Genomic DNA, 21,670 nt, shown 5'->3' on the forward strand with positions numbered 1-21,670 from the left:
CTGATCGTATCAGTTACACGTATTTGTTAGTCGCTGTAAATGAATCGTTAAGTATAGCGCCTCCGACTCATCGACTGGTCTATTAAGTTGTTTTTGCATTACTTTAACTAACTTCCAGGCAAGAGTATAACATACCGGGTACGCATCTTTCAACATTATTGCTAAATTCTTTTGTTCACCTAATGATTCTCCTTTATCTATCCGGTAAACGGCACGGTGTAAATGTTGAACCAACCGATTAAAGTTTACCCGGTCATATTGGAGCTCGATTTTTAAACTTTCCTCAATTATCCCTATTAAATTTGCAATTAATTGGTTGTGTTTGTTTAATTCCGATAGTGATTTACTGGAAACGGCACTGTGAATGTGGAGTGTAATAAATCCAATCTCGCCTTTTGGAAAATTTACACCGAGTCTGTCTTTTATCTTTTTGACTACTTCAATCGCAACATAAAATTCCCTAGGGTACAATGATTCAATTTCTAATAAAAAGGGATTATGAAACGACATTTCTTTTTGTGCGCGGTGGATGGCAAAGGATAAGTGGTCTGTTAAAGCAACGTGAATATTTTCTTTTAGTTTCTGCCCCATCTGTTCTTCAATAAAAATAATTATATCATTTATAAAATCCATTAAGTCTTTATCAATAGTCGACAACAACTCGACATACTTTTCTCTTTCCCTTTCATTCGTTAACAGGAAAGTCTTATCCGCTTCATTAAAGGATACCTTATTCCCTTTTCGTTGATTAAAGCCAATTCCTTTACCAATCAACACTACTTCCTTATATGTTGGGTGTTCAGCAATTAACACATTATTATTTAGCACTTTTTTTACTGTAAGCCTTTGATCCATTTTCCCCAATCCTCTTCCTATTCTACCTCTTTTACCACTTTACCTACCACAGATAACCTAAATATAACATGAAACCATGAGAAAACTGACCACATTAAGCTTCGCCTTAAACATGGTCAGTCTTTTACTCGCTTTTACTCCATTTGTCGCGCTAAAAAACTTGCAGCAGTCTCAACCGACTTTTGTTCCACCGGACCCAACTCTTTCCCGTCTTTAGACATGATGAGTACACACCCGATTGGATCTCCATTTGCGATAATTGGACTAAGTACATAGGAAGCAATACTTTCTTCCACATCTCCAACGATTTCAATGGAAGATTCTTCTGATTCAAAAATTGCTGAACGTTCGTCCATCGCTTTTTCTATTTGCTTACCTATATTTCTTCCTAAGTATTCTTTTTTGGATTCACCCGCTACCGCAATAAATTCATCACGGTCGCTTATTAACACTGGATATCCGAGTGAATCAAATAATGCATCCGCGTATTCTTTTGCAAAATCACCTAGTTCACTAATCGGAGAATATTTCTTTAAAATCACTTCTCCTTCGCGATCAACAAAGATTTCGAGTGGGTCTCCTTCACGAATGCGCAATGTTCTTCTTATTTCTTTTGGTATAACAACTCTTCCTAAATCATCAATTCGACGTACTATTCCTGTTGCTTTCATTAACTGCGTAGCCTCACTTTCTTTGATGATTTTTCCTGGTTACCTTTCCACGAATGTTATTAGTAAGCAGAAATAACCAGTTGTGGGTATTAGTATGGGTAAGACTCACAGTTCTATACATTTATTCGCAGATTTTCCCTTTACAACCTATTCTTTAAGCAACTGGAACTCGCTTCATATCCCTCAAGGAATGGATAAACTCCTGAACAAATTCATAGCGTTTTGGATACGTTTTTTTATCCCAATTAAATACTACTTTTAATTTACGGTTTTCCGTACCTAACTGGATAATGCGGTTATATTCATTTGCATATTCAAACAGTTTTGCACCATCAATACTTTGGCTCGCTTCTTCTTCCATGACAATTTCCATTTTTCGTTTCTTTTCGACAACTGTTTCAATCCGTTCTCGTTTAGCCGCAACCTTTAAGGAAGATACATGGAACAAATTCTCCACTTCTGTCGGATAGTCACCAAAGCGGTCAACCATCTCATCACGTAAATCATGAATATCCTCTTCAGAATCAATCGATTGAAACCGTTTGTACATATCAATCTTTTGTTTCCCATCAGAAATATAGCTTTCAGGAATGTATGCATCAAGCTCCACATTTAGTTCCACATCAGATTGTTTTATTTCTGTTTGTGTTTTGCCAGCTTTTCTTGCATCTATAGCATCCTTTAACATTTTCGAATACATATCAAAACCAACTGAATCAATAAACCCGTGTTGTTGAGCACCTAACAGATTCCCGGCGCCCCGAATGCTTAAATCCCGCATTGCTATTTTAAAGCCAGACCCAAGCTCAGTAAACTCTTTAATCGCCTGTAGCCTTTTTTCCGCAACTTCAGTTAGTACTTTATCTTTTTGATACGTAAAATACGCATAGGCAACACGGTTCGATCTACCAACCCGGCCACGCAACTGATAAAGTTGACTCAGTCCCATTCGGTCTGCATCATAGACAATCAATGTATTAACATTCGGAATGTCTACACCTGTTTCGATAATTGTCGTACTGACTAGTACGTCATACTCACCCTCGATGAACGAAAGCATTACATTTTCCAGCTCTGACTCTGTCATTTGGCCATGCGCAAACGTGACACGGGCTTCATCCACGAGTGCTGAAATCTCTTGACTCATTCGTTCGATATTATTGACTTGGTTAAAGAGGAAGAAAACTTGGCCTCCCCGTGCCATTTCTCTTTCGATTGCTTCTCTTAAGAAAACAGGATTGTACTCCAATACATAGGTTTGAATTGGAAATCGATTTTCAGGTGGTGTTTCAATGACTGATAGGTCTCTGACACCAAGCATTGACATGTGTAGCGTACGCGGAATAGGGGTAGCCGTTAAGGTTAACACATCAACATTTGTCTTCAATTGTTTTAACTTTTCTTTATGTTTGACACCAAATCGTTGTTCTTCATCAACAATCAAAAGACCAAGTTCTTTATATTGAACATCTTTAGATAACAGACGATGTGTACCTATAACAATATCGACAGTACCCTTTTCTAATCCCTTTAGTGTCTCCTTTTGTTGTTTTCTTGTTCTGAATCTACTTAGCAACCCAACAGTTATTGGAAATTCCTGGAACCGTTCTAAAATGGTTTGATAATGCTGTTGGGCAAGGATGGTAGTCGGGACGAGAATGGCCACTTGTTTCCCATCAGCAATAGCTTTAAATGCAGCACGAATCGCCACTTCTGTTTTCCCATATCCAACATCGCCACATAGCAACCTGTCCATTGGCTTTGGACTTTCCATATCCTTTTTAATTTCTTCGATACAGCGTAGTTGGTCCTCTGTCTCCTGGTATGGAAATGAATCTTCAAATTCACGCTGCATTAACGTGTCTTCTTTGAAGGCATATCCTTTTGCCGCTTCTCTTTCCGCATATAACTTGATTAAATCATCAGCAATGTCTTCGACAGAGGATTGGACCTTGCTTTTAACTTTTTTCCATTCCGTACCACCAAGTTTATATAGTTTCGGCTCTTTTCCTTCTGATCCTACATACTTTTGCACAAGATCAATTTGATCAATTGGTACATAAAGCTTATCATCACCAGAATACTTTAACAGCATAAAGTCTTTGTGTAGTCCATTAACCTCGAGTGTTTCTATTCCCAAATATTTACTAATCCCGTGGTTGGCGTGTACTACATAATCACCAACCTTTAATTCTTGATAGCTTTTTATTCTTTCTGCATTTGATATTTTTTGCTTCCGCTTTGGTCGTGACGTTTTCTTCTTAAATAATTCATTCTCTGTTAAAATAACTAGCTTATGAAGCGGAAGCTCAAAGCCGCTACTAACATTACCAATCACAATAGTCGGCTTTTGAACAGGTAATGTGACATCATGTAAGGCTATGTTTAATTCCATCTGATAATCTTCTAACACTAATTGGATTTTTTCTGCTCTTTTTTCATCAGGTGCAAAAATAAGAACGGAATTACCTGCTTTTGCCCATCTTGACATCTCATTTTGTAATAGATTCATTTGGCCATGAAACTGCTGCATCGTACGACAGGACATATTGACAATGTTTTGTGGGTTAGTATTGGGGATATGTCTAAGAAACACAGATAAATATAATCTTGGATGTTTCATTTTTGCCCACACATCATGCCAATCATAAGAAATGGATATATCCCTTACCATTTGGCTAGATTCTAATACACTGTTATACCATTCTGCCTCTTCTTCGTCTAAACGAATAGCTGTTTCCTGAATTCGACTCATTTCATCAAGAATAAGAAGGCCGTCTTTTGGTAGATAATCTAATAAACTACTAGGCTCCTCATAATAGTAGAAGGCATACTTATACATTTCTTGGAATCTTTCCTGCTGCTGTAGCCTTTCAATATCATAGCTAATATTATCCGTAAGTCTTTCTTTATCATCTTTATTTTTTAATTTTTTTAGTGATGTAGCAAGTTCAGACTCTAATCGTTGTGCTCCTCGAACAATATCCTCAGGTGAGAGTAACAGTTCTGTTGCCGGATATATGTTGATTTGGTCTGTTTTATCTAGAGAACGCTGCGTTTCCGAATCAAAGAAGCGGATCGAATCAACTTGGTCATCGAAAAGTTCGATTCGGACAGGATGTAACTCTGTAATTGGATAGATGTCAATGATTCCCCCACGAACACTAAATTCACCAGGCGTTGCAACCATATCTACTCGTTCATAGCCCATCTCAACTAGAGACTTTAAATATGAGTCAATAGCAATGTCTTCCCCAATCTTGAAATCTAGTTGATATCTTTCCCAATAGGTTAAAGGAGGAAGAATTCGCTTTAACGCTGCAACTGGTGCAATCATGATTCCGTTTTCTTGCTTTAACCATTTCGTTAATGAATCAATCCGTTGACTTTTCAACTCCGGACTAGCAATTGCTATTTCAGATGCAACTAACTCGTTAACAGGATAAAGGAAGATATTCTTCTCGTCTGAAATTTCAATTAAGTCTTCGTAAAGCTGTTGTGCTTGCATTAATTGATGTGTCACCAAAAGCATTGGTTTATTTAATGATTCGTTAATTATAGACGCAAGCATTCCCCTAGCAGAACCAGATAATCCTGCAACCAATTGTTCTTTAATGCCAGAGGTAAAGCCGCTAAGAACTGAATAAATATCGTCTTGTGATTTTAAGTAGTGTTTAATTCCCTTCATAATGCCTCCCCTTAATTCAGCCCATGCACCTGCTTCATGTATCATTCCTATTTATTGTAATAGAGTTTAAGTTAACTCTAGTTTTCCAAGGAATTTACTAACTATCTGATAATAGTGCAAAAACGCCTTGGTTGTTAACCAAAGCTTGTTTATTGCATTACTACTGTATGAAATTATCTAGCTCGTGATATGCAGGATTCTTCTCTAATGATTCCTGGCAATCTTCACAAATTGTTTTAATCTTTACATCACCATTTGCTTGGTATTCTATCAGTGCATTTCTATCTTCCGCAGATAACTCATTCCATCCCAAGCTTTGTGTATCAACGATTTCTTGATCTAACTTGCCAACCACATTATTGCAATGATTGCAGGTGTACACAATCGCCATCTATATCTCCTCCTAAAAGGGAACTATAATAGTTATAGTTTGCCCGCTAGAGGATGTATTTATACTATTATTAATTTTATGATTTATTGATTAAATTCATTCATAACCTCTTGAAAAGGCTTTCTAAACCATGCTTCACAAGCGTTCGCAGCTCGCTCAATACTTGTTTTTACATCTTCTAATTCAGTTTCAGCGAACTTTCCTAATACATAGTCCGGAACTGGTATTGGTGTAGTAGGTCGACCGATTCCAACTCTAATTCGTCTGAATTCTTTCGTTCCTAATTGGTCAATTATTGATCTAATCCCATTATGGCCACCATGACCACCTTTTTCACGCAAACGAATTTTACCAGGAGGTAAGTCCAAGTCATCATAAATGACAAGAATATCTTTGGTTGAGAGGTTGTAAAAGTCCATTAATGGTTTTAATGATTCACCCGAAAGATTCATATAGGTTTGAGGTTCTAATAAAATAATTTTTTCTTGTTCCATTGTTTCAATGGAAAAATTACCGTGGAATTTTGTCTTATTTAAACGCCAATTATGTCTGCTTGCTAATTCATCAACGATCATGAAACCTATATTATGTCTAGTTGCCTCATATCGTTTACCAGGATTACCAAGTCCAACTATACATTTCATATATTAATACCCTTTCTGTTAGTTACTTTCCCTATTGTACTTGGTTTGTTTGGAAAAATAAAGCTATCTTATTTAGAAAAGAGCTTCTAAGTCTAATGTATTCAAATACATGACTTTAAAAGCGAGTCTTCAAACCGAATTAAGCTTACATTCGGACTTGATAACTGAATGTTATCCATGTTTGGATTTTTCATCCTTTCTATTTCAGCAAAAAAGACGCAACTTAGAAAAGTTGCATCTCCTTCATTATTGATTATCTTCTGTTCCTTCTGCTGCTTCTTCGTTTTCTTGTCCTGTTTCTGCTTCATTACCTTCTTCTGAATCTGCCTCTTCTTCTTTCGCTTCAGCTTGTGGAGGAAGGATGCTCACAATAACTGTTTCATCATCGGCAAGAATTTCATACAAATTACTACCTTTTAAATCAGCAACTGTGATACTATCACCGATATCCAACTTAGAGATATCTACCGAAATGTGCTCTGGTATATCAGCCGGCTTCGCGCGAACAGCAAGGTCATGCAATGGCTGCTGTAACACACCACCGTCTTTTGCCCCTTGTGCTTCACCTTCTAGATGAATGGCAACATCTACATCCATTTCACGAGACATATTTACAACATAAAAATCTGCGTGTAACAGCTCGTCCTTTAGGGGATCAACTTGGTAATCATGTAACATGACATCAACAGGTTGCCCGTCTACCTCTAAAGCAATAATAGCATTTCTACCCTCATCACGAACTGTCTTTAGTAACTCGATGCTACTTACCGATACTGTTTTCGGTTCCTTGTCGTTTCCGTAAACAATAGCAGGAATAAAACCAGCTTGTCTAATCTGTTTTGTATTAGATTTTCTTAAATCCTCTCGCTTTTCTGCCCTAAGTTTTACCGCCAAGTTAATCAACCTCCTGAAAATTAACAATCTACTTGTTATAATTCCCTTTAACTGGCATTTTTAAACATTGGCTTAATCAAATAAGATACTAACAGACTGTAATTCATGCACACGAATAATTGCTTCACTAATTAGCGGGGCGACAGAAAGCTCTGTCACTTTATCAATACGCTTTTCATCTTTTAATGCAATGCTGTTCGTGACTACTAGTTCCTTTATTTTTGAATCATTAATTCGTTGAATCGCAGGACCTGATAATACTGGGTGTGTACAGCAAGCATAAACCTCTGTTGCCCCATTTTCAATTAACGCATTGGCACCAAGAGTTATTGTACCTGCTGTATCGATAATGTCATCAATGAGAATCGCTGTTTTGCCTTCAATATTCCCAACGATATTCATAACTTCAGCCACATTTGGTCTTGGACGACGCTTATCAATTATGGCTATAGGTGCTTTTAGACGGTCTGCCAGTTGCCTAGCACGTGTTACCCCACCATGGTCAGGTGAAACAACAACAATGTCTTCCAACCCTTTGCTACCCCAGTAATCCGCTAAAATAGGTACCCCAACTAATTGATCAACAGGGATATTAAAGAAACCTTGAATTTGGGGTGCGTGTAAATCTAAAGAAATAACCCGTGAGGCACCCGCTGTTTGTAATAAATCAGCAACCAATTTGGCTGTAATAGGCTCTCTTGCTCTTGCCTTTCTATCTTGTCTTGCATATCCATAATAAGGCATAACAATATTGATGGATTTTGCAGAGGCACGCTTTAGTGCATCAATCATAATCAATAGTTCCATCATATGTTGGTTAACTGGTGCTGATGTTGATTGAACGACATACACATCACACCCTCTAATACTTTCCTCTATATTTATTTGAATTTCTCCGTCACTAAAAGAAGTAACAGAGCATTTTCCTAATTCAATTCCTATCTGATCGGCAATTTCTTTTGCAAGGACAGGGTTGGAGTTAAGCGTAAAAACTTTCAGAGATGAATCTTTATATCCCGTTGACATCAGGTAACCCTCCATCAATTTTTTGTTATTTTTCCTAGATTTGCCGTCCGTTATACGAACGGACGGCAATCATGTTTCATGCTGCTATTTTGGTTGGCCTTTCAAATATGTTATTTTTTCATTCGTTTAGCGTAATCTTCTTTATTTATCTGTCTTGCCCTTGCAATCGATAACGCATCGTTTGGAACATCCTCATTAATGGTCGAACCTGCTGCCACGTAGGCACCCTTTCCAATTGTAACTGGTGCAATTAAATTCGAATTACAACCGATAAATGCGTCATCTTCAATTTTCGTTAAATGTTTATTTTTTCCATCGTAATTAACCGTTATCGTGCCACATCCTACATTTACTCGCTTACCAACCTCAGCATCGCCAATATAGCTTAAGTGTGATACTTTGCTATTTGTTTCTAAGCTAGCTTTCTTTATCTCAACAAAATTACCAATTTTCACTTCATCACCAATGTTTGAATCAGGACGCACATGGGCAAAGGGGCCAATTTGAACACGATTACCTATATAACTATCCTTTACCACACTTTGCCTAATAACCGTTTCCATACCGACGTTACAATTACTTATCTCCGTGTGTGGACCAATGATTGAATCAGCCTTGATGGTCGTTCCATTACTAAGAACACAGCCGGGATATATTGTTACGTCTTGTTCGATTGTCACATCTGGCTCAATATAGGTATGGTCAGGATCGATAATTGTTACACCGTTTCGCATATGTGCTTGATTAATTCTTTTTTTCATCATTCGCTCTGCTTCACTTAGTGCTACACGGTCGTTTACTCCAATCGTTTCATCGAAGGTTGGGGATTGAAAGGCACTTATTTTCTGTTTTTGGTTTCTTAATATGTGAATGACGTCTGGAAGGTAATACTCTCCTTGTGCATTGTCATTCGATACATTTTTCAATGATTCAAATAACAGCCTGTTGTCAAAACAATAGGTTCCTGTATTAATCTCATCTACAGTAAGTTCATCGCTTGATGCGTCTTTGTGCTCAACAATTCTTTCAACATCATTTGCTTCATCACGTATCACTCGGCCGTAACCGGTTGGATCTTGTGCTTTTGCGGTCAGTATCGTCGCCTTTGCCCCTTCTTTTTGATGGTGGTCAAGTAAAGCTTGTAACGTCTCCTTTGTTAGTAGTGGGGTATCCCCGCATACAACAATGGTAGTTCCGTCTTTATCCTCTAAAATTGCTTCTGCCTGCATTACAGCATGACCTGTACCTAACTGCTCTTCTTGGATTACAAACCTTGAATCATTACCTAATTGGTCCTGGACCTTATCAGCCCCAAAGCCAACAATCGTAATGATTTCTTTTAACTCTAACTTTTTTAGTTGGTCCACAACATGTTGAACCATTGGTTTGCCCATCACAGGGTGTAGTACCTTATATAGCTTAGACTTCATCCGTGTACCTTGCCCCGCTGCCAATACAACAGCATATTTACTCATGAAGTAACCTCCGTTCGAATGACTGATTACGGCTCACACTTTTACTGTTATGATTCTCTAGTTTATTTATTAGTCATTGTTCGAGCCATTATGCTCATTAGTTTTTATCCATTTATGAATATATCTTAAACTAACATCCATTTCAACAAAAGGCACCCATAATAGACGTACAAAAAAACTTCACAATAAAAGTTTGTCATCTCAAAGTTTGCATATCATTACTTTATTAAGAAGCGCAAGTCGCGCCTTGGAAGACTTGGGTAGGCTACGAAGCGGAGCACAATTGATTACCGTTTGATTGCTAGCAGGGGGCGATCGGGCGTCTATAGCGTTTTTTGTTACCGTTTAACTGGAAATACAGTATACTCAAAATTAATAAATGCTATCCTTTTTTCATCCTAGTCGCTGCAGAAAGCCATGGTGGTTTCTTATCTATCAAAAAAAAGAAGTCTAATCGTTATGATTAGACCCCTGCTGTCGTGTTTTTTAAGAAGCTCCAGCTTCTTCAAATTCCACTTCTATTTCCCCTGCGCGATGATACTCCTCTAATACTGCATCTTGAATCTTTGAGCGAGTATTAGAATTGATTGGGTGTGCAATGTCACGAAATTCTCCATCTGGAGTTCGTTTAGACGGCATCGCTACAAACAATCCGTTATTGCCATCTATTACACGTATATCATGGACAACAAACTCCTGATCTAACGTAATAGAAGCAATGGCACGCATTCTTCCCTCGGTATTAACGCGGCGTAATCTAACATCTGTTACTTCCATTATGTCTCACCACCTTTTCCCTAAATAGAACTTATTACCATAAATTCAACAAAATAAACACAATTCCTTCTTTTTTTATAAATTTTTTTGAAAATTAAGTAAAATAGTTGTTTTTATTGGAAATAGTTAGTTCATTGGGGTAAGAAACCTTTTTACACTTATTTACTTAGTTAAAAGTGAACAGATCGCTAGTAGAAATAGGAGGAGAAATCAAAGTTTGACTACAGTCACTATTCAGTAAGTAGAAGGAGGATAGATGTAATCCCCCTTCCACTTAGCCTTTTACCAGCAGGATATAAGATTTTTTAAAAGCGCGTAACAATTGGTAGTTATTCTTGACGGGGAAGGAAACGTGTCATTCCATACTTTCTAAAATATTACCCTTTATTACTTCGATTTGATTATTTTTTACATCTACATTATGGATACGGACTAGAGATAAATATTGATCTTGCTCGACTACCCGCTCTTCTTCCTCATCTTCAGCTTCTGCAAGTACACCAATTGCAGTTACCTTAGCATTGAATTCCTTTAACAGGTTTACCATTCCATTGATTGTTCCGCCCGCTTTCATAAAATCATCAATAATACAAATCTTCGACCCATCAGGTAGACTCCTTTTCGGTAGTACCATCGTTTGAATCTTCCTAGAAGAGCCCGACACGTAATTAATACTTACTGTAGACCCTTCAGTAACCTTAGGGTCACGCCTAACAATCACGACAGGCACGTTTAAGAAAGATGCTACAGAATAGGCAAGCGGAATACCTTTTGTTGCAACCGTCACAACAACATCTATATCTCTATCAGAAAAGGCTGTTGCAAACAATCTCCCGATATCTCGAACTGTTTGCGGTTCACCAAGCAGGTCGCTCATGAACAAATAACCACCAGGTAAAAGACGACTGGAATCTTCGAGACGATTGCATAACTGGTCAAGAAATTCATTACATTTTTCACGGGAAAGGTGTGGGATATATTTCACCCCACCAGCTGCTCCTGCTACGGATTCTAAGTAACCAATCCCCTCTTGTTGGAACATGTTATTAACAATTGTCAAGTCCTCACTTATTGATGACTTGGCAGCGTTGTACATTGTTGAAAAAGAAGGTAGGGAAACGAGTTCCATAGGGTGCTCTATTAAATAGTTCGTAATTCCTACCAATCGATCGCTTCTTTTCATTCCTACACCTCAAAATCCGAATATTATTTCGTCAAATATAACATTATATACGTGTCTAATCAAGATTTTGATGATAGCCAAGCATTCGAACCATATAAACCTCGTTACAAAATCCTCTTAAACTGTTGTAAATTCTATATGCTCGACTTTCTTGCCTGACAATAGAAAAAACCGTTGGGCCACTACCACTCATTAAAACCGCATCAGCCCCTGACTGCTCCATAAGTTTTTTGATTTGTAGCACTTCGGGATATTCTTTTAATGTTACGGATTCTAGTACATTCCCTATACGTTCACACATCGCCTCATAATCACTTTGCTTGATTGCTTCAATCATTCCGGTTGTATCTGGATGAGAGACGTTTTCTAATTTCAACTTTTGATAGACAGTTTGTGTTGAAACGCCCATCACTGGCTTAGCAAGAACAACCCAACAAGCAGGCGGCGCCTTTAGTTCAGTTATCCGTTCACCCCGACCACGAGCTACAGCAGTTGAATTGTATACACAAAACGAAACATCTGATCCTATTTTGGAACCAAGCTCCGCTAATTGACTAGTAGTAAGACCTAACGACCATAGCCTGTTAAGGCCTCTTAATGTCGCTGCTGCATCACTACTACCTCCCGCAAGGCCGGCTGCAACAGGAATATATTTCTCAATTTTGATTTTAACACCTTGCTTAATTCCTAACGTTGTTTTAAGCAATCTAGCAGCTCGATAGGCTAAATTCCGTTCATCATTTGGCACAAATCGATTTTCAGATTCAATAATTATCCGATCTTCGTCTAGACCTATTAGTTCAATCCGGTCAGCTAAATCAATGGTAGTCATCACCATTTCTATTTCATGATAATTATCCGGTCGCTTATACAACACATCTAAAGATAAATTTATTTTAGCTGGAGCCTTTTCCAGTACAAACATCCCGTTCACCTACTTATAAAATATACCCATAAATTTTACCATATACATGCACAAGTTCGCTAATTGACACAGATAATGTTTTAAGCTTGCTCATCCCTGACATGGCGTAAGACCACAAGGGACTAAGCATCCGGAGCTAGAAGACCTTTGATTTTTTATACTTTTAAAAAAAAAAAAACGGTAGATCCCAAATTTAGGATCTACCATTTTTCATCTGTTCCTCGGCTAGTTGGATTGCTCGCTTCACCATATTACCGGCATCGCTCGCACGAATTCCTCCCCAGCCTTCCTTTTGCACCGTGTCGTAAAAACCTAACTCCTTTGCAATTTCCTCTTTCAATTGGTCTGACATAATTCCTCTACGTCTACCCATGAAAAAAGCTCCCTTCTAAAAGCAAATTTTTACGACAAGATTATTTTCTGTTACTTCCGCAAAAATAATCGCGTTATTTTTTGTAAATTATTAAAAAACATGTATCCGTTTTCAAAAATTATGTTATAATACCTATAATTAAAACATAAAGTAAGAAAAACACAGGCACCAAATCTATATAATTTAGAAAAGCGCAGTTCACGCCATACTAAGCCCCTCGGGGTAGGCAACTGAAGCTAGACAGCTCTTGGATTTTTTTATACTTTTGTATCTTGTAAAAAAAGCAGTAAACAAAGTTTACTGCTCCCCAAGTACCATTTTGCTCATATCATCGATGAAGTTTAACTCGACTGTTTCAGTCAAAACATCTGCATAGCTATAAGAAACACGTTCAAACGCATTTTCTTGCTGATCTAATTCCACGATAAATACCGCTGGATAGGTTTCAGCTAGCGTTCCATAACGTTCTACCGTCTTTCTTCTTCCACCATTCGCTCTAAGCTTCAAGCGTTTACCAATTTGACCATCTAGGCCCTGTTTGATTTCCACTAATGTTTTTGCCAATACACTCCACCTCACTGTAATTACTATACCACATTTATTTGTCGTAGTCAAATAAAATATTATATTATAACAGTATAGCAATTTTAATGTCAACAGAAAATATTTGTCCATTTTCCATCAACGTTTATTTTCTCGAATTTTTGTAAAATTATGTACTTCTTTTAAAAGATATTCCTTTCTTACCCTATAAGAAAAGCGCAAGTCTCGCCTCGCTAGACTAAGGCAGGAAGCGGAGTGGATAGCTTTTGGATTTTTTTATACTTTTTTTCTCTTTAAAAAAACTTGTAGAAAAACACTCGGTTTCTCTACAAGCTTTAGTTATCTATGATTAAAAATATTCATTTTCATCGATATATGGCATCCCCGTTCGCAACAATCCTTTTGTTTCTACTCCTCCAAGTCCTTTTTCACCTGTAATTGTATTTCGTAGCGCGTCGTATACGCCTACTTTTTCCATAAATGGTGTATAAGCAATTTTTGCAACAATATAGACTGGATCTAATGCATGGATGTTGATTCGTGATGGAGAGCTGGCAAAATTCGCACCCGCTCTAATTAACGATTCAAAATGAGACTGACATGCACCAGCAAAAATAACTAACTGGTCCATATTAGGAATTACTTTTCTTGCCTCTCGAACCGTTTCTACAAAATACTTAGAATGACGATAGGCACGAATATCCTTTTTACCACCCTTACTCCGAGAAAAGGCATCATGGCCAGTTATAACAATGACGTCTGGTTGAATCTTTTCAACTAATCCCTTAATTTTTGTAGGCATTTCGGTTTCGTTTAAATGTACACCATGTACTTGTAATCCTATCCTTTGATACAAATTAATACACTTTTTTAAATATATCTGGTCACCATCAAGATGAAGGACCCGCGCAGGTATTTGAAAGTAATTGGATGGTTGATGGTATCCTCCTGTACTTTCATATTCACGCTTTTCTTTCATTAACTGAAAATCTTGTCGAAATAATCGAAAGGAATAATCCTCTTGTTCTCTAATTCTCTTTCGTCTATCTTCTAAATCTCTTTCTTGCACTTTAATTAAATCATTTATATTTGCATCTGCTTCGAGACGAATATCTTCTCCATGCAATAAAACCAAATCTTCTTCAATGGAAATAATCCTAAAAAGGATGTCGTGATGATAAGAAGACCGTGTTACTAAATCTCCTGTTTTTAGGCTCATATTCACACCTCACATAGGCCATTCTTTAACCAATATTCATAACTATAAAATAGCCTATGATGAGAATATAAACTTGTTCCTGTTATTCCTTATTTCTTTTTCTATAAAATTGATTTGCAAGTGTAGCAAATTCCTCCATAGTCAGTGACTCTCCACGTCTTGTTCCATCGATCTCACACGCTATAAAAACAGATTCAATTTCGTCTTTACTAAATTGATTATTAAAAAATCTGGCTAAATTATTCCTTAATGTTTTCCTTCTTTGGGCAAAGCTTGCTTGGACAAAATCAAAAAAATACGTTTCATTTTCAAGATAAACAGGCGGTTCTTTCCGAAGCTGCAAATGCAAAATGGAAGAATCAACGTTAGGCTGTGGCATAAAAACAGTTTTCGGAACAGTCATAGCAACTTTTGCGTATGTATAATACTGTACAGCAATCGATAGTGATCCATAGCTTTTCGTACTTGGCGTTGCTGCCATTCGGTCAGCAACCTCTTTTTGAATCATGACAGTGATGCTAGTTACTGGTAAACGGTCCATGAGTAATTTCATTAAAATCGGTGTCGTAATGTAGTACGGTAAGTTAGCAACTATCTTAATTTCTTGATTCTCTCGAAACTGCTCTTTAATGACTTGATTGACTTCTGCTTGTAAGATATCTTGATTGATAACTTCTACATGCGGATAGGCCGCTAACGTCTCCTGTAAAATTGGAAGTAACCGCTGATCAATTTCAAAAGCCACTACCTTATCAGCATGAATAGCTAATTGTTCGGTTAAGGCTCCCATGCCAGGACCAATTTCAATTGCTCCAGTGTGTTGATCAATTCCGGCATAGGTAATAATCTTTTTAAGTATATTTACATCAATTAAGAAGTTTTGTCCTAAGCTTTTTTTAAAAGAAAAACCATATTTCTCGAGAATTTCTTTTGTTCTCCCTATTGTGGCAATCGCTTTATTAGTCCCCATCATTTTCCTCCTGTAAAATTTGTTCCATTGCATCCACAAACTGTTGTTTTGAAATATCAAACATACTCAGTCTCTTTAACAACTGTTTGCCATTTGTATATCCAATTTGAAGTATTTCACCTAATCGCTCTCTTCTATCTTTAGCTTTTGGTCCTCCAATTAAACCAAAGTGAATTAAGTCTTCCTTTGATAAACCAATTTCCTCTCCTTCATATAATTCATATACATTAGAAAGAGCTAGCCTTATTGCTTCCACCGTTGCATGTTCAATACCGATTCCTTTGTCATGTTTTGCTTTAGCTTCCGCCTTCGTTAAAAATGCATGTTTACACCCTGGTACTGCATTAGAAATAATGTTGCGAATTCGTTGCCCTGGGTAATCGGGATCAGTGAAAATAATAACCCCACGCTTTAGTTTTGCATGTTTTATTAATGCTATTGTTCTATCATTAACCGCTGATCCATTTGTTTCAATCGTATCAGCTTCTACTGCTTGTTTAATTTTTGCTGTATCGTCTTTCCCTTCAACAACAATAATCTCTTTTATTTTCAAAACCTGTATCCCCCGTTCCTAGTTGTCGTTTCCATTATATAGAATTCTCATGATAAAGAAAAATGTTGATCTAGACGTGCCGATAATTACCTAAGTCGTAAATCAGTCTGGAACGACCGTGCTTATAATGCCCTCAGGCGGGCTAGGCGCTGTAGCAGAGTGTGGCTGTCGCTAAATGTTATCCATGCTTAGTCATGCAAAAAAACAGACATCTTATCAATCTTGTGAAAGATTAGATAAAATGTCCACCCTGTTTGTTTACTATTCTAGAATTTTAACTTGAACTGTCTTTTTACCGAAACGAGCAGCCTCGCTTAATGTCGGTAAATGAACATCGATACGATTGCCTTTTATATTTCCACCAGTATCTCTTGCAACAGCATAGCCATAGCCCTCAACCCATACCTTTGTTCCTAGTGGAATAACACTTGGGTCAACTGCAATAACTCCATTCGGGTTTTGCTTTAAGTTATAACCGGTTCTTGTTAAACCAGAACCACTACACGTTTTACAATTCCAGTTATATGCGGTTGCTTCCATATACATCGTTTTGACAACCTTATCGTCACCACGAGATACCGGTTTAGATGCACTAAGTTGTTTTATTTTCGTTCCGACAGCAACAATCCGCTTTTTACTTTCCTTTTTTACTTCCTCTTTAATTAACTCACGTGATACTTCCTTACCATTTTCCAATGTTACTTCATAAGATTTAGATACAATACCCTCTTCACCTGGTTCTAGTACTTTTTTAACACCTTTACCGATGGAATTATCACTTCTAGTTACAGTTGGATAATCTACTGTTTCTTCCACTACATCTGTAACTTTTTCCACTCGTGTTATCGTAATATCTGTATCTTTATCTACCTTCTCGGTTTTCTTTGGTGTTATCCGGTCCAACTCACTTAAGGTTACATCATTTTCCTTTAATAAATCAGCGACAGTTCCCCCAGTTGTCCAAAGATCCTTTTCTTCTCCACCGTCATTTATGGTGACTTGATATCCACGTTTTATCTTAATTTCTGCATTACTTTCTAGAGCCGCTCCCTCATCTAACGATACCTCATCATAGCTTGAGACTTCTATTCCTTGTTCATCTAAAAACTCGCCAACCGTTTTCTCTGTAGAGTAATACTGTTTTTCTTCTCCATTTATCGCAACGACTACTGGCTTTGCTTTCTCATATTTGATTTCCATATCGGACTTAACTGGTTCTTTAATGGAGTATGAAAGTTTGTCAAACTCTTCTACTTCAATCCCTATATCAGCTAGAACATCACCAACTGTGTATGCGTGTGTTCGTAATGTGGTTACTTCTCCATTGTTGATTACGGTCACTTGCGCTTTTGTTACTTCATATGTAACAACACTTACAATGACAAGCACTATGGCTACACTTACAACAGATTTCACCATGTTATTTCGAATAACTGACAACAGCTTTGAAATTAGATTCATGCTTTTTTGCCTCCTTCTATCCGCCGTTGTATTATATAAACAACCTTTCAAGCCTGTCAAATCACGATTTTCATCACCATTACACCAAAAATACTTCCATTTATTCCGTTTTCCTCTCATTTACTTCCAATGTTTCAAAAGTATTAAAATTAAGTTACAATTCCTTATATTACCAATTATTTTCTTGTTCTATAAAGCATCTAAATATGGGTGGCTATTTTAGTTACTTGATTAAGACATCACCATTTAAAATCCCAAATAAAAAGCAGTATAGACCCTACTCAAGGATCTATACTGCATCATATGCTTCATTACACCTGGTCATTCCGATTATTCTATTTTAAAAAATTGCAATGCATTTTTTGTCGTAGCGGCACTAACTTCCTCGAACGGTATATTTTTTAACTCAGCAATTTTTTCTGCTACTAACTTTACATATGCAGGCTCATTTCGCTTGCCTCGATTAGGATGTGGAGCAAGAAAAGGACAATCTGTTTCTATTAACAAGCGGTCTAGCGGGACAACCTTAGCAACTTCTTTTGGCGCTCTTGCATTTTTAAATGTTACTGGACCACCTAGTGAAATATAGAAATTCATGTCTAGAAATGTCTGAACATATTCAGCTGAATCACTATAGCAGTGCATGACACCGCCGACTTCTACCGCCTTTTCTTCTTGTAATATTTCGATGATATCTTCTGTTGCTTCCCGGTTATGAATAATGATGGGCATGTCGATTTTTCTGGCCAACCTTATTTGCTTACGAAAAACCTCCTTCTGAACAGCTTTAGGAGACTTATCCCAATGGTAATCCAACCCCATCTCCCCCAAAGCAACTACTTTTGGATGCTTCGAAAGTTCCTCCAACCAGTTTAGTTCCTGATCAGTCATATCAATTGCATCAACAGGGTGCCAACCAACAGCTGCATAGATGTTTTGATTATTTTCTGCTAGTTCAATCGCTTTAGGAATCGTTTCATGATCAAATCCAACAACAATCATATAGGAAACACCCGCATCCTTTGCTCGCGCTTTAACCTCTTCTAAATCTTCTTTAAAATGATCAATATTTAGATGGACATGTGTATCAAATAACAAAAAAATTCCTCCTAACCTTAGGTTACAGATCCCAGATCGTTTCTTATCTTATCGTCCCTGCTAAAAAACAGGTTAGCCAAATGAGGCTTTCACCCACTGACAACCTGTTTTTTGACATTATTTTACCTTTGATCCGTTAGGTAGCTCCTGTTCGACAGTAGCTAACGATAATCGTCCATTTTCGTCTTCCCCAGACAAAATCATCCCTTGTGAAAGTTCACCTCTAAGTTTAACAGGCTTTAAGTTTGTCACACAAATGACCTTTCTACCGATCAACTCATCTGGTTGATAATATTTTGCAATCCCTGAGATAACCTGCCGTTTGTCATTGCCTAAATCTAGTTGGAACTTCAGTAATTTATCTGCATTCTCCATCTTTTCACAATGGATTACTTCAGCAACGCGTAGGTCTACCTTCATGAAATCATCATAGGTTATTTCATTTGTATCAAAGGTTTGCTCCTCTGTTTTAGCCCCAGGGTTAGTCATCATTGCTTTAATTTCCTGTACTTCCTTTTCCACATCTAGGCGTGGGAAGATTGGGTCTTGCTTTTTAACAAGTGTTCCTTCCTCAATCACACCAAATTGATGTAGACTCTCCCATGTTTTGTCTTCCTCATTCATAACACCTATTTGGTCAAATATCTTTGCTGGTGTCTCTGTTAAGAATGGTTGTAAGAGAACAGCAATTCGACGGAGGCTATCGACAAGATGTGCCATTACATTTCCGAGACGTTCTTTACTTGCCTCATCCTTTGCTAAAACCCATGGCTTTGTTTCATCAATATATTTATTTGTTCGACTAACATATTGCCAAATGGTCGTTAACGCGACAGAGAATCCCATGTTGTCTAATGACTCTTCTACCTTTTTCACTGTTTCGGTCCCTAAAGTCTCAAGCTCCGTATCAAACGTATCTCCGCCTGTAACAAAGGCTGGAATTTTCCCATTAAAATATTTTTCAATCATGGCAACGGTACGATTAAGCAAGTTGCCTAAATCATTTGCTAAATCGTAGTTCGTTCTTTCGACAAATCCTTCCGGTGTAAACACCCCATCCGAACCAAATGGCACTTCGCGTAAAAGATAATAACGGAGGGAGTCCAGTCCATAACGACTTGTTAGTGAGATTGGGTCGACTACATTACCTTTTGATTTAGACATTTTTCCATCCTTCATTAATATCCATCCGTGAGCAAAGACTTGCTTTGGTAAAGGAAGGTCCAATGCCATTAGCATAATTGGCCAATAGATTGTGTGAAACCGTACAATTTCCTTACTCATTAAGTGGACGTCTGCTGGCCAATACTTTTGAAATCGTCCATCATCGTCTGTTCCGTATCCAAGCGCCGTGATATAGTTAGATAAAGCATCAATCCATACATAGATAACATGTTTGGGATTACCTGGCACCTTAATCCCCCAGTCAAAGGTCGTTCTAGATACAGCTAAATCTTCCAAACCAGGTTTGATAAAGTTATTAATCATTTCATTTTTGCGACTTTCTGGTTGGATAAACTGTGGATTTTCTTCATAATAAGCTAGTAGTCTGTCGACATACTTGCTCATCTTAAAGAAATACGATTCCTCTTTTACTTTTTCAACGGGCCCACCACAATCTGGGCATCTTCCTTCATTTAATTGTCTATCGGTAAAGAATGATTCACAGGATGTACAATACATTCCTTCATATTCATCAAGATAGATATCGCCTTGTGCTAAAAGTTGGGAAAAGATTTTTTCCACCGTTTTTTTATGTCTATCCTCTGTCGTTCGAATAAAATCTACGTAAGAGATATCAAGTTTTTTCCATAAATCTTTGATACCACTTACAATTTCATCAACATATTCCTGCGGTTTAACCCCTTTTTCATCAGCTTTTTTTTGGATTTTTTGCCCATGTTCATCCGTTCCGGTTAAATACATCACATCATAGCCTCTTAATCGCTTATACCTTGCCATTGCATCTCCGGCAACGGTAGTATACGCATGCCCAATGTGTAAATTGCCACTCGGATAATAAATAGGTGTTGTTATATAAAAGGTTTTACGGTCGGCTGTCATACATGTATCCTCCTTAATAGTCAAATAACTAGATGCATTTATCGATTACTTCTTTCTTATATGCAATTATGTACACTAATTCTTATTGTAGCGATTTTGTTTCTATTTTTCCATTTATAAAGCCATTACAAACCTATATATAATAAATTTCTTCATAGAAACATGGCGAAGAACTACACCGAACATCGTTCAATGTAAATAATTGGTTTAAAATGAGGATGCGATTCTGCTGATTTTCTAGTATAATTATAATATACATGCAGGAAAGTTGTTCAGGTTTCATCTATTTTATTTTATACTTTTAGACATTACTTTCCTTCTATTATGAAATATTTTGAAATAATATTGACATTCTTACTTTACACTGGTAAAATATTACTAATGGTGTCGAATCATGACGAATTAATATTACTACGGAGAGGGGGTATTGCCTGTGAAATCTACAGGGATTGTACGCAAAGTTGATGAATTAGGACGTGTGGTTATCCCAATTGAGCTTCGTCGTACGCTAGGAATAAATGAAAAGGATTCACTTGAAATTTACGTTGATGATGATCGTATTGTTCTTAAAAAATATAAGCCCAACATGACTTGCCATATAACTGGAGAAATCTCAGATGAAAATTTAACTTTAGCAAATGGAAAGCTGATCTTAAGCGCAAAAGGTGCTAAAGAATTAATCGATGAGATTCAAGCTAAACTTCATGACTGATTGGAACGAGAAATTTAGGACAAGCATTCCCCCCTATTTTCCGCCTCCATATAAGACTTGAATAAGAAAAAGCACTTTAGGCTGTCGAGATATTTTCTCAGACAGCCTTTTAATTTGGTATAAATTATTTGTTCCTTATGTATTAATA

The 21,670-nt window shown here is 37.3% G+C and carries 20 protein-coding genes; 1 reads left to right on the forward strand and 19 read right to left on the reverse strand.

What is annotated here, in order from left to right; translation table 11 throughout:
• Positions 1-9: 9 nt before the first annotated feature.
• The 19 genes from glcT to metG all read right to left on the reverse strand — a co-directional run bounded on the left by glcT (position 10) and on the right by metG (position 20,810).
• A complete protein-coding gene (gene glcT, locus NC799_RS13615) occupies positions 10-855 on the reverse strand; it encodes a glucose PTS transporter transcription antiterminator GlcT (protein WP_272446992.1) in 846 nt (281 codons plus the stop codon).
• A 134-nt stretch (positions 856-989) separates the two neighbouring features.
• Complete coding sequence (gene spoVT / locus NC799_RS13620) at positions 990-1,526, reverse strand: stage V sporulation protein T (RefSeq protein ID WP_272446993.1); 537 nt, start codon at positions 1,524-1,526, stop codon at positions 990-992.
• Between the two features lie 154 nt (positions 1,527-1,680).
• Positions 1,681-5,214: a transcription-repair coupling factor gene (mfd, locus tag NC799_RS13625; protein ID WP_272446994.1), complete on the reverse strand. Its 3,534-nt coding sequence runs from the start codon at positions 5,212-5,214 to the stop codon at positions 1,681-1,683.
• 160 nt (positions 5,215-5,374) lie between these two features.
• Positions 5,375-5,605: an anti-sigma-F factor Fin family protein gene (locus NC799_RS13630; RefSeq protein ID WP_272446995.1), complete on the reverse strand. Its 231-nt coding sequence runs from the start codon at positions 5,603-5,605 to the stop codon at positions 5,375-5,377.
• Between the two features lie 83 nt (positions 5,606-5,688).
• Positions 5,689-6,249 carry an aminoacyl-tRNA hydrolase gene (gene pth, locus NC799_RS13635; protein ID WP_272446996.1) on the reverse strand — a complete coding sequence of 187 codons (561 nt, stop codon included), beginning with the start codon at positions 6,247-6,249 and terminating at the stop codon, positions 5,689-5,691.
• Between the two features lie 246 nt (positions 6,250-6,495).
• On the reverse strand, positions 6,496-7,143 hold the full coding sequence (locus NC799_RS13640; protein WP_272446997.1) for a 50S ribosomal protein L25/general stress protein Ctc: 648 nt from the start codon (positions 7,141-7,143) through the stop codon (positions 6,496-6,498).
• Positions 7,144-7,215: 72 nt separating this feature from the next.
• On the reverse strand, positions 7,216-8,169 hold the full coding sequence (locus NC799_RS13645; RefSeq protein WP_272446998.1) for a ribose-phosphate diphosphokinase: 954 nt from the start codon (positions 8,167-8,169) through the stop codon (positions 7,216-7,218).
• Between the two features lie 110 nt (positions 8,170-8,279).
• The gene (glmU, locus tag NC799_RS13650; protein WP_272446999.1) at positions 8,280-9,644 is read right to left on the reverse strand and encodes a bifunctional UDP-N-acetylglucosamine diphosphorylase/glucosamine-1-phosphate N-acetyltransferase GlmU; all 1,365 of its coding nucleotides are present in this window, start codon (positions 9,642-9,644) and stop codon (positions 8,280-8,282) included.
• A gap of 486 nt (positions 9,645-10,130) precedes the next feature.
• A complete protein-coding gene (gene spoVG, locus NC799_RS13655) occupies positions 10,131-10,421 on the reverse strand; it encodes a septation regulator SpoVG (RefSeq protein ID WP_272447000.1) in 291 nt (96 codons plus the stop codon).
• A 355-nt stretch (positions 10,422-10,776) separates the two neighbouring features.
• Positions 10,777-11,604 (reverse strand): pur operon repressor, encoded by an 828-nt coding sequence (gene purR, locus NC799_RS13660; protein ID WP_272447001.1) that lies wholly within the window; start codon positions 11,602-11,604, stop codon positions 10,777-10,779.
• A 55-nt stretch (positions 11,605-11,659) separates the two neighbouring features.
• Positions 11,660-12,529, reverse strand: a complete 870-nt coding sequence (gene ispE, locus NC799_RS13665; RefSeq protein WP_272447002.1) for a 4-(cytidine 5'-diphospho)-2-C-methyl-D-erythritol kinase — start codon at positions 12,527-12,529, stop codon at positions 11,660-11,662.
• Positions 12,530-12,722: 193 nt separating this feature from the next.
• Positions 12,723-12,902 carry a small, acid-soluble spore protein, alpha/beta type gene (locus NC799_RS13670; RefSeq protein ID WP_272447003.1) on the reverse strand — a complete coding sequence of 60 codons (180 nt, stop codon included), beginning with the start codon at positions 12,900-12,902 and terminating at the stop codon, positions 12,723-12,725.
• A 297-nt stretch (positions 12,903-13,199) separates the two neighbouring features.
• A complete protein-coding gene (gene veg, locus NC799_RS13675) occupies positions 13,200-13,466 on the reverse strand; it encodes a biofilm formation stimulator Veg (RefSeq protein ID WP_272447004.1) in 267 nt (88 codons plus the stop codon).
• Between the two features lie 328 nt (positions 13,467-13,794).
• Entirely contained in the window at positions 13,795-14,664 is an 870-nt protein-coding gene (gene yabG, locus NC799_RS13680; protein WP_272447005.1) for a sporulation peptidase YabG, read from the reverse strand.
• An 82-nt stretch (positions 14,665-14,746) separates the two neighbouring features.
• Positions 14,747-15,634: a 16S rRNA (adenine(1518)-N(6)/adenine(1519)-N(6))-dimethyltransferase RsmA gene (gene rsmA, locus NC799_RS13685; protein ID WP_272447006.1), complete on the reverse strand. Its 888-nt coding sequence runs from the start codon at positions 15,632-15,634 to the stop codon at positions 14,747-14,749.
• Positions 15,624-16,187, reverse strand: coding sequence for a ribonuclease M5 (rnmV, locus tag NC799_RS13690; RefSeq protein WP_272447007.1), 564 nt, complete (start codon positions 16,185-16,187; stop codon positions 15,624-15,626). Before rnmV ends, rsmA begins: the two co-directional genes overlap by 11 nt.
• A gap of 261 nt (positions 16,188-16,448) precedes the next feature.
• The gene (locus NC799_RS13695; protein ID WP_272447008.1) at positions 16,449-17,648 is read right to left on the reverse strand and encodes a G5 and 3D domain-containing protein; all 1,200 of its coding nucleotides are present in this window, start codon (positions 17,646-17,648) and stop codon (positions 16,449-16,451) included.
• A gap of 330 nt (positions 17,649-17,978) precedes the next feature.
• On the reverse strand, positions 17,979-18,746 hold the full coding sequence (locus NC799_RS13700; protein ID WP_272447009.1) for a TatD family hydrolase: 768 nt from the start codon (positions 18,744-18,746) through the stop codon (positions 17,979-17,981).
• Positions 18,747-18,863: 117 nt separating this feature from the next.
• Positions 18,864-20,810: a methionine--tRNA ligase gene (gene metG / locus NC799_RS13705; protein WP_272447010.1), complete on the reverse strand. Its 1,947-nt coding sequence runs from the start codon at positions 20,808-20,810 to the stop codon at positions 18,864-18,866.
• A gap of 433 nt (positions 20,811-21,243) precedes the next feature.
• On the opposite strand from metG, the gene NC799_RS13710 reads away from it, so the two are divergent.
• Positions 21,244-21,522, forward strand: a complete 279-nt coding sequence (locus NC799_RS13710; protein ID WP_272447011.1) for an AbrB/MazE/SpoVT family DNA-binding domain-containing protein — start codon at positions 21,244-21,246, stop codon at positions 21,520-21,522.
• Positions 21,523-21,670 lie beyond the last annotated feature (148 nt).

It is taken from the genome of Aquibacillus salsiterrae (assembly GCF_028416595.1).
GTDB lineage: Bacteria > Bacillota > Bacilli > Bacillales > Amphibacillaceae > Aquibacillus_A > Aquibacillus_A salsiterrae.

What these genes read in the sequence shown, in the direction of transcription:
- glcT (WP_272446992.1), bottom strand. Translation starts at nt 855, where the DNA reads ATGGATCAAAGGCTTACAGTAAAAAAAGTGCTAAATAATAATGTGTTA.
- spoVT (WP_272446993.1), bottom strand. Translation starts at nt 1,526, where the DNA reads ATGAAAGCAACAGGAATAGTACGTCGAATTGATGATTTAGGAAGAGTT.
- mfd (WP_272446994.1), bottom strand. Translation starts at nt 5,214, where the DNA reads ATGAAGGGAATTAAACACTACTTAAAATCACAAGACGATATTTATTCA.
- NC799_RS13630 (WP_272446995.1), bottom strand. Translation starts at nt 5,605, where the DNA reads ATGGCGATTGTGTACACCTGCAATCATTGCAATAATGTGGTTGGCAAG.
- pth (WP_272446996.1), bottom strand. Translation starts at nt 6,249, where the DNA reads ATGAAATGTATAGTTGGACTTGGTAATCCTGGTAAACGATATGAGGCA.
- NC799_RS13645 (WP_272446998.1), bottom strand. Translation starts at nt 8,169, where the DNA reads ATGTCAACGGGATATAAAGATTCATCTCTGAAAGTTTTTACGCTTAAC.
- glmU (WP_272446999.1), bottom strand. Translation starts at nt 9,644, where the DNA reads ATGAGTAAATATGCTGTTGTATTGGCAGCGGGGCAAGGTACACGGATG.
- spoVG (WP_272447000.1), bottom strand. Translation starts at nt 10,421, where the DNA reads ATGGAAGTAACAGATGTTAGATTACGCCGCGTTAATACCGAGGGAAGA.
- purR (WP_272447001.1), bottom strand. Translation starts at nt 11,604, where the DNA reads ATGAAAAGAAGCGATCGATTGGTAGGAATTACGAACTATTTAATAGAG.
- ispE (WP_272447002.1), bottom strand. Translation starts at nt 12,529, where the DNA reads ATGTTTGTACTGGAAAAGGCTCCAGCTAAAATAAATTTATCTTTAGAT.
- NC799_RS13670 (WP_272447003.1), bottom strand. Translation starts at nt 12,902, where the DNA reads ATGGGTAGACGTAGAGGAATTATGTCAGACCAATTGAAAGAGGAAATT.
- yabG (WP_272447005.1), bottom strand. Translation starts at nt 14,664, where the DNA reads ATGAGCCTAAAAACAGGAGATTTAGTAACACGGTCTTCTTATCATCAC.
- rsmA (WP_272447006.1), bottom strand. Translation starts at nt 15,634, where the DNA reads ATGGGGACTAATAAAGCGATTGCCACAATAGGGAGAACAAAAGAAATT.
- NC799_RS13695 (WP_272447008.1), bottom strand. Translation starts at nt 17,648, where the DNA reads ATGAATCTAATTTCAAAGCTGTTGTCAGTTATTCGAAATAACATGGTG.
- metG (WP_272447010.1), bottom strand. Translation starts at nt 20,810, where the DNA reads ATGACAGCCGACCGTAAAACCTTTTATATAACAACACCTATTTATTAT.